Origin of the sequence: Corynebacterium mucifaciens, assembly GCF_012396315.1 — a bacterium.
GTDB classification, from domain to species: Bacteria; Actinomycetota; Actinomycetes; order Mycobacteriales; family Mycobacteriaceae; genus Corynebacterium; species Corynebacterium mucifaciens.
Map to the genome: position 1 here is coordinate 109,790 of NZ_JAAXPF010000003.1, position 13,898 is coordinate 123,687.

Annotated in this window: 15 protein-coding genes and 4 tRNA genes; 2 read left to right on the forward strand and 17 right to left on the reverse strand. The window is 67.1% G+C overall.

Annotated features, from left to right (window positions below; genetic code table 11):
- Positions 1–23: 23 nt before the first annotated feature.
- The 3 genes from pgfA to rplJ form a co-directional block, all read right to left on the reverse strand.
- The gene (gene pgfA / locus HF989_RS03880) at positions 24–962 is read right to left on the reverse strand and encodes a cell envelope lipid trafficking protein PgfA (protein WP_168684073.1); all 939 of its coding nucleotides are present in this window, start codon (positions 960–962) and stop codon (positions 24–26) included.
- 91 nt (positions 963–1,053) lie between these two features.
- Entirely contained in the window at positions 1,054–1,443 is a 390-nt protein-coding gene (rplL, locus tag HF989_RS03885) for a 50S ribosomal protein L7/L12 (RefSeq protein WP_168684075.1), read from the reverse strand.
- A 52-nt stretch (positions 1,444–1,495) separates the two neighbouring features.
- Positions 1,496–2,017, reverse strand: a complete 522-nt coding sequence (gene rplJ, locus HF989_RS03890; RefSeq protein ID WP_038609577.1) for a 50S ribosomal protein L10 — start codon at positions 2,015–2,017, stop codon at positions 1,496–1,498.
- Between the two features lie 391 nt (positions 2,018–2,408).
- On the opposite strand from rplJ, the gene HF989_RS03895 reads away from it, so the two are divergent.
- On the forward strand, positions 2,409–3,494 hold the full coding sequence (locus HF989_RS03895) for an HNH endonuclease signature motif containing protein (protein WP_168684077.1): 1,086 nt from the start codon (positions 2,409–2,411) through the stop codon (positions 3,492–3,494).
- A gap of 19 nt (positions 3,495–3,513) precedes the next feature.
- On the opposite strand, the gene rplA is transcribed toward HF989_RS03895, so the two are convergent.
- From rplA to HF989_RS03940, 9 genes are all read right to left on the reverse strand, one after another.
- Positions 3,514–4,224 (reverse strand): 50S ribosomal protein L1, encoded by a 711-nt coding sequence (rplA, locus tag HF989_RS03900; RefSeq protein WP_168684079.1) that lies wholly within the window; start codon positions 4,222–4,224, stop codon positions 3,514–3,516.
- A 77-nt stretch (positions 4,225–4,301) separates the two neighbouring features.
- Complete coding sequence (rplK, locus tag HF989_RS03905) at positions 4,302–4,730, reverse strand: 50S ribosomal protein L11 (RefSeq protein ID WP_038609572.1); 429 nt, start codon at positions 4,728–4,730, stop codon at positions 4,302–4,304.
- A gap of 170 nt (positions 4,731–4,900) precedes the next feature.
- Positions 4,901–5,908: a transcription termination/antitermination protein NusG gene (gene nusG / locus HF989_RS03910; RefSeq protein ID WP_210728978.1), complete on the reverse strand. Its 1,008-nt coding sequence runs from the start codon at positions 5,906–5,908 to the stop codon at positions 4,901–4,903.
- A gap of 112 nt (positions 5,909–6,020) precedes the next feature.
- Positions 6,021–6,341: a preprotein translocase subunit SecE gene (gene secE, locus HF989_RS03915; RefSeq protein WP_168684081.1), complete on the reverse strand. Its 321-nt coding sequence runs from the start codon at positions 6,339–6,341 to the stop codon at positions 6,021–6,023.
- Between the two features lie 21 nt (positions 6,342–6,362).
- A tRNA-Trp gene (locus HF989_RS03920) sits at positions 6,363–6,438 on the reverse strand.
- A 63-nt stretch (positions 6,439–6,501) separates the two neighbouring features.
- Positions 6,502–6,573: transfer RNA gene (locus HF989_RS03925), tRNA-Met, on the reverse strand.
- Positions 6,574–6,622: 49 nt separating this feature from the next.
- A tRNA-Thr gene (locus HF989_RS03930) sits at positions 6,623–6,695 on the reverse strand.
- Between the two features lie 185 nt (positions 6,696–6,880).
- Positions 6,881–6,962 (reverse strand) — tRNA-Tyr (locus tag HF989_RS03935).
- 64 nt (positions 6,963–7,026) lie between these two features.
- Positions 7,027–8,052, reverse strand: a complete 1,026-nt coding sequence (locus HF989_RS03940; RefSeq protein ID WP_168684083.1) for a polyprenyl synthetase family protein — start codon at positions 8,050–8,052, stop codon at positions 7,027–7,029.
- 95 nt (positions 8,053–8,147) lie between these two features.
- On the opposite strand from HF989_RS03940, the gene HF989_RS03945 reads away from it, so the two are divergent.
- Positions 8,148–9,368, forward strand: coding sequence for a geranylgeranyl reductase family protein (locus HF989_RS03945; RefSeq protein WP_168684085.1), 1,221 nt, complete (start codon positions 8,148–8,150; stop codon positions 9,366–9,368).
- On the opposite strand, the gene HF989_RS03950 is transcribed toward HF989_RS03945, so the two are convergent.
- The 5 genes from HF989_RS03950 to HF989_RS03970 form a co-directional block, all read right to left on the reverse strand.
- Positions 9,365–10,054: a demethylmenaquinone methyltransferase gene (locus HF989_RS03950; protein WP_168684087.1), complete on the reverse strand. Its 690-nt coding sequence runs from the start codon at positions 10,052–10,054 to the stop codon at positions 9,365–9,367. The genes HF989_RS03945 and HF989_RS03950 overlap by 4 nt on opposite strands.
- 11 nt (positions 10,055–10,065) lie before the next feature.
- Positions 10,066–11,265: a glycosyltransferase family 4 protein gene (locus HF989_RS03955; protein WP_168684089.1), complete on the reverse strand. Its 1,200-nt coding sequence runs from the start codon at positions 11,263–11,265 to the stop codon at positions 10,066–10,068.
- A gap of 66 nt (positions 11,266–11,331) precedes the next feature.
- Positions 11,332–11,742: a DUF3592 domain-containing protein gene (locus HF989_RS03960; RefSeq protein ID WP_168684091.1), complete on the reverse strand. Its 411-nt coding sequence runs from the start codon at positions 11,740–11,742 to the stop codon at positions 11,332–11,334.
- Positions 11,739–13,370, reverse strand: coding sequence for a 2-succinyl-5-enolpyruvyl-6-hydroxy-3-cyclohexene-1-carboxylic-acid synthase (gene menD / locus HF989_RS03965; protein ID WP_168684093.1), 1,632 nt, complete (start codon positions 13,368–13,370; stop codon positions 11,739–11,741). The genes HF989_RS03960 and menD overlap by 4 nt, the downstream gene beginning before the upstream one ends.
- Positions 13,371–13,871 (reverse strand): hypothetical protein, encoded by a 501-nt coding sequence (locus HF989_RS03970; protein WP_168684094.1) that lies wholly within the window; start codon positions 13,869–13,871, stop codon positions 13,371–13,373.
- Positions 13,872–13,898 lie beyond the last annotated feature (27 nt).

Genomic DNA, 13,898 nt, shown 5'->3' on the forward strand with positions numbered 1-13,898 from the left:
TACCACCCGTCTCGCGCGCAGGGTCAATTACGGTGCGCAGCACGCCCGGGCCACAGCGCGCCCAGCACGCCAGCGAGCGCGAGCGCCGCTCCAACCCAGGTCAACACGTTCCACAAGCCCCGGTTCGCCGCCGCGGTCTGCGCGTCGGCCACCTTCCGCGCCAACCTCTCGACGTCCTCACGGTCCATCGCCGCGTCGTACGTCACCACGTTTCGGATACCGCGGCCCTCCGCGTCGGCGTAGTAGTCGTCCACCTTCTCGTCAATGCCCACGACCACCCCGGTCTCCTGGTCCACCAGGATCTCGCGGTCCGCAGCGTGGTGCAGGAAGGTGCGCATCGGCTCACCGTCCTCGCCCTCAAGGGTCAGGGTGTTGCGCGGGTCCGCGTACCGCATGGCGAGGTTCACCGGCGCAACGCGTTGGGAGTAGCGGTACACCGTCCGTCCGGCGATGTCCTCCTCGCCCGCAAACTCCGCCGGTGCGGTGCCGCGCAGCGTCGGATCGAACACCTCAACGGTGCCCTGTGGCGCGGGGGCGGGGAAGGTCAGCCACGCGCCGTCGATAGGCACCTGCGTTGCGGGCATGCCCATCACCAGTTGCGCCTCTGCCGGCGTGATTGCGGCGCCTGAGACGCGGTCGACCGCGTACGACCACGTCGACGCCGTGAGCAGGTCGTTGAAATCGGAGCCGGACTCCCCCGCCCGCAGTGTGTCGCCGACCCGGACGCTCGCCGTGTCGCCGTCGGACGGCTCCTGGATCTCCATGTGCAGCTGGCGCGTCACCGGTGAGGGCCGGCCGTCGCGCGTGCCCTCCGGGTCCGTCAACGTCCACGTGCCTTCCCCCAGCGCCAGCGGCAGGCGGGTGCCGGAAAGCAACACGCTCGGCGCCAGCAGCCCCGCCACTACTAACGCAGCACCGAGGCCGGCGAGCACAGCAGCGAAAATGCGGGACTTGGGCAACATGGTGCGCTACTTTACCGCACCCCAGATACGCGAAACCCCCTCCGGTCGCGGTTGCGACCGAAGGGGGTTGTCGTCGATAAGCAAGGAGTGCTTACTTGAGGGTGACGGAAGCGCCAGCCTCTTCCAGCTTGGCCTTTGCAGCCTCGGCGTCGTCCTTGTTGGCGCCCTCGAGGATGGCCTTCGGTGCACCCTCGACCATTTCCTTGGCGTCCTTCAGGCCCAGGCCCGGAACCAGCTCGCGCACGACCTTGATCACGCCGATCTTCTTGTCGCCAGCGGACTCGAGCACGACGTCGAACTCGTCCTTCTCCTCAGCGGCATCCTCGCCGCCAGCGGCCGGAGCGCCTGCAGCTGCAACAGCAACCGGAGCGGCTGCGGTCACGTCGAAGACCTCCTCGAACTCCTTCAGGAACTCGGAGAGCTCGATGAGGGTCATTTCCTTGAACTGCTCAATGAGCTCGTCCTTGGTGAGCTTAGCCATTGTGGCTTCCTTTCTGTTGGTGGGCGTTTATAGCCCGGGTGTAAACGTGTGTTTATGCGGCTTCCTGCTTGTCCTGCAGTGCAGCGACAAGGCGGGCCGTCTTGGACGCCGGAGCCTGGAACAGGCCGGCAGCCTTTGCCAAGGAACCCTGGAACGCACCAGCGATCTTTGCAAGGGTGGTCTCGCGGTTGTCCATCTCGGCCAGCGCGTCGATCTGGGAAGCGTCCAGGACGTTGCCGTCCATGTAGCCGCCCTTGATCACGAACGCGTCGTGGTCCTTGTTGAACTTCTTCATCACCTTCGCAGCGTCGACAGCCGCATCGCCCTTGATGAACGCGACAGCGGTCGGGCCGGTGAGAAGATCATCGAGACCCTCGATGCCCTGCTCGTTAGCAGCGATCTTGATGAGGGTGTTCTTGGCGACGTGGTACTCGACATCGAAGCCCATATCGCCGCGCAGCTGCTGCAGCTGGCCGACGGTCAGGCCACGGTACTCGGTGAGCACGATGGAGTCCGCCTCAGCGAACTTGTTCTTCAGCTCCGCGAGCTCAGCCGTATTCTTCGGGTTTGCCATGACACACGCCTCCTTCCGATAACTTCATGTCCTTCAATCCGCCCGGAGCACTTTGCTTCTCGACGTCAGCTTCGCCTGTCGCCGTAGCAGCAAAAATGCCCCGTGCAGAAGCACGAGGCATACATGATGGTGTGCCACGTTTCTCCTGCGTGGGCCGATCCCTGGAGGGGGATACCTTCGACTCCCTTGCGGAAGTGACCGACGGTCTACGGTGAAACTTGAGCTCGGCCTTTGTAGGCCGTTCAAACTTCGGTTGAGGATACTAGCTGGTGGGCTTGCGTTAAGCCAAATCGCTTTGTTCTGTGGATAACGCGGTGGCGGCGGGGCGGGTTGTCCACAGGTTTGGGTTGAGGGGGTTGTGCGCTGTCGCGTGTGCTTTAGCGTGGCTGGCATGAACCCGTTCGAGGCGTACATCGAGGCGCTGACCGCCACGTCCATAGAGACGCTGCGGCACTTCAACCTCGACATCGCCCTCGCCGCCGGCATGGCACCACAGCGCGCCGGCGCATGGGCGGGCATGCAGGACATCTACTTCGGGGCGACAAGGTACACCCGCAAACAAGCCCTCGCGGCGCAGAAAGCCCGCGGGTTCTCGCTCGACGAGCTCGCCCTGATCGAACGCCGCATCAACGGCGTGAGCGATGCCGGTGAGCGGTGGCGGCTGCGCCTGGCACTGCTCGACGTCACCGGCGGCTACCGCGCCATCGAACACGCCGCCCGGGAGCTGGTGCCCGCCGACACGACACCAACAAAGAAGCAGGTTGCCTTCTCCGCCCCGAAAAACGGACGGGCGCGCATCACCATCGACACCACTGACCGCAACGCCGCCGACCTAGAACACCGCCTCATGCAAGGGGTAGACCCCGCCAAACCCTCAGCCGAGCAGATGGAGGCCGCGTTTTGGCGCATCGTGCGCGGTGACACCGGCGGCGTCGCCGCCGCCGCGCCCCGGCCGATCGTGATCGTGCCCATCCACGACCACGCGCGCATCCTGGCCGGTAACGGCGACGACGTGGTGCTCACCCTTACCGATGGCACCACCATGACCGGTGCCGAGTACCTCGCCGCCGAATTCGGTGAGGCGTTACAGGTCGCCGCCTTCCACCCAGAAGCCGGGGCGGTGAACCTGTACCGGGCGGACCGCTTCGCCAACCAGAAGCAACGCGACCTGGCCTCCATGGTGTCCCCGGTGTGCGCGTTCCCGGGGTGCAGGCACGGCGCCTACGGCTGCGAGATGCACCACGTGCGCCCCTGGAAACACGGCGGGGCGACCAACCTGGACAACCTCGCACCGCTGTGCAGGTACCACAACCGCGTCAACGACGACGACCCGCGCACAACCAAACGCGGCCGCATCGAAATGATCAGGGGCGCACCCTGGTGGGTATCCCCGCACGGGAACCGCGTGAAGAGCACTGACCGCGGCGCCCTCGACCAACTCTTCGGCAACGCAAAACGCCCCAGCCAGAACGGCTGAGGCGTGAGGCGGGGATGAACTATGCCTTGGTGGCGTAGTTCTTCTCCACGGAGGTGTCCACCGGCACACCCGGGCCCTGGGTGGCGGAGACGGTGATCTTCTTCAGGTAGATGCCCTTGGCGGACGCCGGCTTCAGGCGGATGACCTCATCCAGGAGCGCGCCGTAGTTCTCGGCGAGCTGCTCCGGGGTGAAGGATGCCTTGCCGATGATGGCGTGCAGGTTGGACGCCTTGTCCACGCGGAAGGCGATCTTGCCGCCCTTGGAGTCCTGGACAGCCTTGGCGACGTCCGGGGTGACGGTGCCGGTCTTCGGGTTCGGCATCAGACCACGCGGGCCGAGCACGCGGGCGACGCGGCCGACCTTGGCCATCTGGTCCGGCGTAGCGATAGCCACGTCGAAGTTGAGCTGGCCGGCGTTGATCTGCTCGATCAGCTCGTCGGTGCCGACGATGTCAGCGCCTGCCTCCTGCGCCCGGGTGGCGTTCTCGCCCTCGGCGAAGACGGCGACGCGGACGGTCTTACCGGTGCCGTGCGGCAGGTTGACGGTGCCGCGGACCAGCTGGTCGGCCTTGCGCGGGTCGACGGACAGACGCATTGCAACGTCGATGGTGGCGTCGTACTTGTCGGAGGAGGTCTCCTTCGCAAGAGTGACGGCGTCGAGCGGGTGGTAGACGCTGTCGCGGTCCACCTTGGCCAGCTGCTCGATGTAGCGCTTGGATTTCTTAGCCATGTTGGGTTCCTTTCCGGAGTTGTGGTGAGCGGGCCTGGCTTGCGGCCCTGCCACGTGAAGCGTCGATGCGCTTCGGTTTACTTCTCAACCTCGATGCCCATGGAGCGGGCGGTGCCGGCGATGATCGCGGCGCCTGCCTCGATGTCGCGGGCGTTGAGGTCGTTCTTCTTGGTCTCGGCGATCTCCTTGCACTGATCCCAGGTGACCTTGCCAACCTTGTCAGTGTGCGGGACGCCGGAGCCCTTCTGCAGGCCAGCGGCCTTGAGCAGCAGCGACGCCGCCGGCGGAGACTTCAGCACGAAGTCGAAGGAGCGGTCCTCGTAGACCGTGATCTCCACCGGGACGATGTTGCCGCGCATGGACTCGGTGGCGGCGTTGTACGCCTTGGTGAACTCGACGATGTTCACGCCGTGCGCACCCAGTGCCGGGCCCACCGGCGGAGCCGGGTTTGCCATGCCAGCCTCGATCTGCAGCTTGATCAGGCCAGTGACCTTCTTCTTAGCCATCGAATTACCTCCTAGTTACAGCGCCTGCGGCCACGATGAGCTGCCGCGGGGCTTCCGGATGCCGGGGTTGAATCCAGCCACCGGGGATGTGAAGAAACGAAAACGTCGCGCGTGCGGGCACGCGCGACGAGACAGAATACGCCGGAACGACGTCGAGAAGCAAAACGCTGCTACATGATCCGCTCGATCTGGTCTGCGGTGAGCTCGACCGGGGTTTCGCGGCCAAAAATCGACACCAGCGCCTCGATCTTGCCCGTCTCCGGGTCGATCGCATTGATGGTCGCGGACACGGACGCCAGCGCGCCGGAAAGGATGGTCACGGCCTCGCCGACCTCGTAGTCGTGCGCGACCTTCTTCGGCGCTTCGTCCTCCGGCATGGCCACCACGGTCTCGCCCTCGGCGTTAACCTCCGGCTTCGCGCCGGTTGCGGCGGACTTAGGCAGCAGGAACTTTGCGACGTCACGGTGCTTGACCGGCGTGGCATTACCTTCGTTGCCCACGAACGAGGTCACGCCCGGGGTCTCGCGGACCACGGACCACGCGGCGTCGTTCATGTCCATGCGCACGAGCACGTAGCCCGGCAGAAGCTTGCGCTTGACCAGCTTCTTCTTGCCGTCCTTGTTCTCGATGGCCTGCTCGATGGGCACGACCACCTCGTAGATGGAGTCCTCGACCTCGAGGGTCTGGGCGCGCATCTCGAGGTTGGTCTTCACCTTGTTCTCGTAGCCCGAGTAGGACTGGATGATGTACCACTCGCCCGGCTGCTTCTTCAGCTCGCGGGTGTACTCGCGCAAGCGGCGCTTGTACTCGCTGTCGTCGGCTTCGGACTCCGCGTCAGCCTCTGCGGATTCCGCCGCGGCGAGGTCGGTTTCCTGGATCGGCTCCTCGACGACGTCCTCGTCGTCAGCCTTGTCAGCGTCGCCCTCGAGCTCCTCGGCCGCCGCTTCCGCACTGTCGGTTTCGACGGCGGCCTGAGCGATGTCCTCGACTTCAGCGTCGGTAAGGCTCGTACTGTCGCCCTCCTCGTCGGAGGAGTCACCTTCCTCAGTGCCGGCCGGGTCGTCGTCTCCGCCGTTGTACGCGGGATCGGTGGAAGGCTGCACCGGCGAGCCTTCTTCGATCATTTCCTGCTCGTTCATCTCCAGAGCACCGTTGACGTCTTTGTTCGCCTCAGCCATGGTTCATCTCCTTAGTGGTTCAAATGTGTGCGCCCCAGGGTACCGGGGCAAAAATTATCCCGCCTTCCTCGGCGACCGAGGTGGCGGGAAACGTTGTGGTTTCAGATTGTACCTAGCGGATGAAGATCCAGCGAATCACCCACGAGGACAGCGCATCCACGCCCCACACGAAGACGGTGAGCACGAGCAGGAACGCGAACACGATGAGGGTGTAGTTCAGCATCTGCCTACCAGTCGGCCAGATGACCTTCTTCATCTCGGAGACGACTTCGCCCGGGAAGGTGGCGACGCTGGAGCCGCCCTTATCCTCCGCGTTCACGTCTGCGACGGGCGCGCGCTTTGCGTCTTGCCCCTCGGTGGAAACAGGAGAAGCCCCGCGCAGCTGACGCTTACCGGTCGGCTGTGCGGGGTTTTGACCGCTGGGGTTAGTCACTCAAACTCCTCCAGGTTGTTTTGGCAGGGGCGACAGGACTCGAACCTGCAACCTACGGTTTTGGAGACCGTTGCGCTACCAATTGCGCCACGCCCCTAGGGCACTTGGACAGTGCGCCTAACCCTACCACGGAGGCCTTCCGGCTCCCGCGTGAGGTGAGTAGCGATGGAGAGAATTGAACTCTCGACACAGCGATTATGAGTCGCTTGCTCTACCACTGAGCTACACCGCCATGTGCTCGCCTGCGCTCTCCCATGTGGGACAGCCCTAGCAAACAACAGAGCCCCCTGACAGAATCGAACTGTCGACCTTTTCCTTACCATGGAAACGCTCTGCCGACTGAGCTAAGGGGGCACAGCCTCTGTGTTGTGGATCCGCGCCTTCGCGCTGACCCGCTCCGTTGAAGCCTTGGAAAGATTAACCCGATGTTGTTTTTAAACACAAATCGCCTGGCTAATACGGTTTTTCACGGGTTTCAAGACAGCACTCCCCCCGCACGACAAAACCCCGCCGGTGAAACCGACGGGGTTTTACGTTTGTGCCAGGTAGAAGATTCGAACTTCTGAAGGCAATGCCGGCGGATTTACAGTCCGCTCCCTTTGGCCGCTCGGGCAACCTGGCAAGCACGTTCAAAGTGCGGGATTTACTCTACAACACCGCACCGCAGTTCAAGCAAATCCGCTGGTTACCCCACGCGTTCGACGGTCAGGCGCGTCATGGCGCGAAGCGCCTCGCGCGCCGCCCCGGCCGGCAGCGCGTCAAGCTCGCGTTCCACGTCCTCGACGTAGCCGCGCACCGTCTCCAAGGCGCGCTCTCGCCCGCGGGTCTGCCCCAGGAGCTCCAGCGCCCGCTGCACGTCCGCGTCGTCCGTCAGGGGGCCCGTGAGGAGCCCTCGCAGCTCCTCGCCGGCGGGGGAATCGTCCTCGAGCGCGTAGAGCACCGGCAGGGTGAACACGCCCTCGCGTAGGTCGGTGCCCGGGGTCTTTCCCGACTGCTCCGGGTCGGAGAAAATGTCGATGATGTCGTCGACAATCTGGAAGACCATGCCGACGCCGTCGCCGATGCGGGCACAGCGCTGCACGGTCTCCTCGTCAGCGCCCGCATGCCGCGCGCCCAGGTACGCGGCAGAGGAGATGAGCACGCCCGTCTTTCCCTCGATGACCTTCAGGTAGTGCTCCACCGCGTCCCCGCCGCCGGCGCCCTGCGCCCCGACGGTCTCGCGCATCTGGCCGGTGACCAGCTGGGCGAACGTGTCGGCGAAGTGGGCGACGGTGTCCAGGTCCATCAGCGCCATCTGCCGCGAGGCGTGCGCGAAGAGGATGTCGCCGGCGAGGATAGCCACGGTGTTGTCCCAGCGCGCGTTGGCCGACTCGACGCCGCGGCGGCGCTCCGCCTCGTCCATCACGTCGTCGTGGTACAGGGTGGCCAGGTGCACCATCTCCGTCACCGCCGCGCCGCGGATGACGTTCTCGGCGTCGGGGTGGGGGCCGAATTCGCTGCACAGCAGCGCCACCATCGGGCGGAACCGCTTGCCCCCAGCCTTGGCCAGGTGGGTGACTTTGTCGGTGAGGAAGCTCTCCCCGCGGTTGAGCTCCGCCATCAAGAGCTCCTCCACCGCCTCGAGCCCCGCGTTCAGCCGGGCGTTGAGCGCGCCGTCGCCCAGGTCCATGTTGAATCCGCGGCGCGGTGACGGGAGGGTGCCGTACGTCATAGATAACGTCCTTGCAGGTTGGATGGGCCCATGTATAACGCACTAACCGTAGCCCAATTACCCCGCCCCGTACACCAGCGGGTGGCGCTGGCAGAATGTGGCACGTGAATGAGTTTGTCGACCTCGTCGTTGTCGGCGCGGGCCCAGCCGGCTCCGCCGCCGCCATCGCCGCCCAGCGAGCCGGTTTGCGCACACTGCTTCTCGACGCCCAGGGCCCCCGCCGCGACAAGACCTGCGGGGACGGGTTGACGCCTCGCGCCGTCGACACGCTGCACCGCTTCGGGCTCGACGTGCCCGCCTACCGCAACCGCGGCCTGAAGCTGCACGGCTTCGGCGGCGACGTGGTGGCGCCGTGGCCCCGCGGCGAGGGTTCCGCGTCCCCGCGCGCCACCTTCGACGCGATGCTTGTCGACGCCGCTTCGCGCGCCGGCGCCGACGCGCGCCAGAACACCGCCGCAACGGGCGTGCAGTTCGACGGGTCCGCGATTAGCGCCGTCGAGACGACGGGCGGGGTGGTCCGCACCCGCTGGGTGGTGGTGGCGGACGGGGTGCGCTCGCCCTTCGGCAAGCTCCTGGGCCGCCAGTGGCACCGCGGGCAGGTCTACGGCATCGCGGCGCGTTCGTACTGCGCCTCACCATTTGCTAACGAGCCGTGGATGCACTCGCACGTGGAGCTGCGCGACGCGGACGGCGAGATCCAACCCGGCTACGGATGGATTTTCCCGCTCGGCGACGGGCACGTGAACCTCGGCTGCGGCGCGCTGTCCACGGACGCCCGGCCGGCGAAGGTGAACACAAAGAAGCTGCTGTCCCTCTACGCTTCCCAGCAGCGCGAGCAGTGGCAGCTCGGCCCGGAGCAGGACGTGGCGTCCGCGCTGCTGCCCATGGGCGGCGCGGTGTCGAACGTGGCGGGGCCCAACTGGGCGCTTGTCGGTGACGCGGCGGCGTGCGTGAACCCGCTCAACGGCGAGGGCATCGACTACGGGCTCGAAACGGCCGTGCTGGCCGTGGAGCTGATTGCACAGGGCGGCGATCTCACCCTGGCCTGGCCGGCACTGTTGCGCGAGTACTACGGCGACGCGTTCACGCTCGCGCGCACGCTGGCTCGCCTGCTCACCTACCCGCAGTTTTTGCCGCTCGCGGGCCCGGTTGCGCTGCGGGGGCTGGGCGGGAAGTACCTGATGCCGGCTGCGGCGCGCCTGATGGGCAACCTGGTCACCGATGAGGACCGCGACCTCGTGGCCCGCGCCTGGCGGGTGGCTGGAAAGGGCGCGCGGGCGGCCGCGCACGGCCAGCCCCTGTGGGACGCGCGCTAACGCGGCTTGACCGCGCTGTGCAGCGCGACGATGCCGCCGGTGAGGTTCTGCCAGCCGGCGTCGGACCAGCCGTTGGCGTTGATGGCGGCGGCGAGCTCCTCCTGGCCCGGCCAGGCGCGGATGGATTCCGCGAGGTATTCGTACGCCTCCGGGTTGGAGGAAAACACCTTCGCCAGCGCGGGTACTGCGAGCGGCAGGTACTCCTTGTACAGGGTGCGGAACCCCGGCACGACGGGGGTGGAGAACTCGTTGACCGCCAGGCGCCCGCCCGGCTTGGTTACGCGCGCCATCTCGCGCAGGCCCGCCTCGAAGTCGTGGACGTTGCGCAGCCCGTACGAGATCGTCACCGCGTCGAAGGTGTCGTCTGCAAACGGTAGGTGCATGGCGTCGCCCACAACTTTGGGCACGTCGCGGTCGCGGCCGGCGGCCAGCATGCCCTGGGAGAAATCGCAGGCCACGACCCAGGCGCCTGACTTGGCCAGCTCCACGGTGGACACGGCTGTGCCGGCCGCGAGGTCCAGCACCAGCTCCCCCGGCTTGAGTCCGAGCCGCTCGCGGGTGCGCCGGCGCCAGTACTTGTCGCGGCCGAACGAGAGCACGGTGTTCGTGGTGTCGTAGTTCTTGCCCACGTCGTCGAACATCCCGGCGACGTCGAAGGGCTTCTTGTCCAGATCCGCCTTGGCCATACGGAGGCAGTTTACGCGCGACGCTTCCGTGCGCGCGCCGGAGCCCACCGCGGCAGGGCCATGTCCCGGCCGAAGATGCGCACCACGTTGCGCTCGTACGCCCCCAAGACCTCGTCGTAGTAGCCCAGCAGCTGGTCGCCGAGGGCGGCCCAGGTCTTGTCCGCCACGGACTCGCGCGCGGTGGCCTGCAAGCCGGCGTGGCGCGCGTCGTCCAGCACCCACCGCGCCGCGTCGGGCAGCTCGTCTTCGAAGGTGTCCACCTCCAACAGCAGGCCGTTGTCGCCGTGGGCGATCAGGTCGATGGGACCGCCCGCGCGCGGACCGATGGTGGGCACACCCGACGCTTGCGCCTCCTGGATGGCCTGGCAAAACGTCTCAAACTCGCCGGTGTGCACGAACAGGTCCAAAGACGCATACGCGCGGGCCAGCTCCTCGCCGCCCAGTGCTCCGGTGAACACGGCGGACGGCAGCACCTCGGCAAGCTCGTCCCGCTCCGGCCCGTCGCCGACGACCACGAGTTGGACCGAAGGGTCGTCGATAAGCGGGGCGAGGCGATGCACCGACTTCTCCGCGGCGAGGCGGCCGACGAAGCCCACGATCTTCTTGGTGCCGGTGGGGTCCCACGCCCGGCGCAGCACGTCTGAGCGCTTGGCGGGGTTGAACAGCTCCGTGTCCACGCCGCGGCCCCAGTGGCGCACGTTGTTGACGCCGTGGGATTCAAGCTCGCGGATGTAGGTCGAGGACGGCGCCAGCGTCATCTCGCTCATGTTGTGGATCGTGCGCGTCCAATCCCACGCCAAGTTGGCCACCATGGGCAGGTGGTACTTGGTGGCAAAGCCCGCCACGTCCGTCTGGTACAGCGCCACCGCCGGCACACCGAGCTGGCGCGCGGCGAACGCGCCAGCCCCGCCGAGCACGAACGGGCTGGCCAGGTGGATGATGTCCGGCTTGAACTCGTTCAACGCCGCTGCGACCGTGGTGGTGGGCACGCCAACGGGCAGGGAATCCACCAGGGGGACCATGACGGTGGGCACACGCACGATCTCGAAACCGAGGTAGTCCGGGATCTCGTCCTGGAAGTCGCGCGCGCCCGGCGCGACCACCATCGCCTCGTGCCCTTTGCGCTTGAGGTGCTCCAGGACGCGCAGCACTGAATTGGTCACGCCGTTGACGTTTGGCAGGAAGGACTCCGCCACGATTCCCACTCGCATAGCCACGCACTCTCCCATTGCTAACCAAACTCGCCGTCAATTTTGGTTGAACCGGACATGAACTTTCTACCCCTCGGGCACCCACCGCTCGACCGCGAACCAACCCGCGGCCGCCACAAGCGTTGATACCACCCACACCGACAGGGCCGGCTTGAGCGCCAGCGCCCAGCCGCGGCCCTCCACCTTGACCAGGTCCGGGTCGGACTTGGCGTAGGTCACCCACACCTGCTGCCCCTCCCCCAGGCCCGTGGGGTACAGCAGCCCACGCGGCGGGGAGACGAGCTGGCCGTCCTCAGTCTGATACTCCACAAACGTGCGCATGCGCCCCGCTTCTGTCACGGTGGCGGTGCCGCGCCCGGGATCGGCGTGAATGCGGGCGTCGTTGAGCGCGGGCCCCCCGACCATGGCCACGCACCCCAGCGTGGCAAACACATAAAGCGCCAGGACCACCTGGTGCGCGCGGCGGCGCCACCTCATCGGTTCAGGCGGGCCGCCAGCGCGCGCCTAGTGGTGCGGGTGGTGGCGGCTTCCACGACGGTGATCGGGTTCGGCTGCGCCTCCAGCTCCAGCAGCACCTGGTGCAGCTCGGCGAGGGTGTCCGCGCGCCGGTAGTCGGCGCCGTAGGCCTGCGCAAGCTTCTCCACGTCCGTTCCGTGCGGCGTGCCGAACGCCCGCTCGAACGCGCCCCGGAGGTGATCCGCGCCCGGCTCGAGGCCCTCGAAGATGCCGCCGCCGTCGTCGTTGGCCACCACGATGGTGAGGTTGCCCGGTCGCGGCTCGCCCGCGCCGATGAGCAGGCCGTTGACGTCGTGGAGGAATGTGAGGTCCCCCATGAGCGCCAGTGTGCGCGGGGCGCGGATCTCGTCGGGGCGCAGCTGCTGGGTGGCAAGGGCGACGCCGACCGCTTGGGAGACGGTGCCGTCGATGCCGGCGGCGCCGCGGGCGGCGTAGGTGGACACGCCGTCGAACGGCATGCCCACAAAGGAGGCGTCGCGCACCGGGTTGGACGAGCCCAGCACCAGCGTGTCGCCCACCGCAAGGGTGTCGCACACTGCGGCGGCGACGTGCAGGCCGGTGAAGCCGAACTCCTCCTCGGCCAACGCGGCGCGCACGGTCTCCGCGCCGACCTCGCCGGCGGCCTCGCAGATTTTCAGCCACGTGTCCGTGGGTTGGCCGGTGGCGTTGACGCGCGAGCCGCGCCTGTCCGGCTGCCCGGTGAACGTGCCCGTGCGGGAGATGCCGATGACCTCGATGTCCGGGTCCGCCAGCAGCGCCATCACGTCACGGTGCAGCGTCGGGTGCCCCACCACGATGACCTGCTCCGGTTTGGTGGTGGCGGCGAAGTCGCCCCCGTCGTGGGAGATGGCCACCTCGGACTGCGCGAAGAAGCGCGCGGCCAACGGGTGCACCTGGTGGAAGGGTGTCGGTGCGGTGGGCTCAGCGATCGTGGGCACGTGCTCCAGGCCCGGCACCTCCCAGGCCTCGTCGCCGGCGATGACCAGCGTGTCGCGGGTCAGATCGAGGTCGACCGCGCCGTGGTCGTTGGCTCCTCCGATGCCCCCGGCAGCCGAGCTTGCGAGGCTGCCGGGGCCGACCCGCCGCGGGGCGCCCACGGGCTCCGGCAGCGCGGCCGGCACGAGCGGGGTGTCCAGCGCCACGTTGATGTGCACCTGGGGGTCGGTGAAGCGCACCGCGTGGACGTCGTCAAGCGTTGCGACCTGCTGCGTTTCGGCGTAGCGGCCGAAGATCCCCTGCTGCCAAATGGTCTGGCTCGCACCCGTGCCCACGAGGCGCTCCGGGCGGTCCGCGCTGATCACGGCGATCGGCGTGTGCGACATGTGCGCCTCGATGACGGCCGGGTAGGCGTTGGCCACTGCGGTGCCGGAGGTCATCACCACACCGACGTGCCGGCGCTGCACGCGGGCGAGGCCGAGGGCGGTAAAGGCGGCGGAGCGCTCGTCGATACGCATATGCACGCGCACGTCCTGCCTGGCAAGCAGCGCGTACGCCAGCGGCGAGTTACGCGAGCCCGGGCTCATGACCACATCGGTGCAATGCTTGGCCACGAGCTCCGCCACCGCCGCCGCTATCTCCATCGCTGCCATCTACTGCTCCTGTTGGATTGCGTCCGCGCCTTCGCGGAGCTGATCGAAGATGTCGCGGGCGTTTTCCCGGATCTCGCGCTCGATGTCGCTCGGGTCCGGGGCCGGCTCGTCCGGCGCGAGGGTTGCCGTGGGGTTGTCGCGGTCGCCAAAAATCGACGGCAGCTTCGTAGTGGTCGACGTCGTGGTCGCCGTGGTGGTCTGGGTGACCGTGCTGGTCTCCGTCACCGGCGGTTTGTCAGCTTCGGCTGCGGCGCCGCGCCACAGGAAAAACAGCACGAGAGCCGAGAGAAAGCTCAGCGCGGCGACGACACCGAGGGCGATCGCGCCTGCAGACGAGCCCTTCGGCTCCGGCTCGTAGTACGGCTCCTGGTAGGGCTGCTCGTACGCCGGCTGGGCGTATTGCTGCTGGTTTTGGGACTGGTCCGGGAAGTACTGCTTGGGGCGCTCGGGCCGCGGCGGTTCGGAGCCCTGCGCGCCGTACTGTCTCGTCTCGTTATCCATGCGCAACAGACTAGCGCGCGGCCGCGG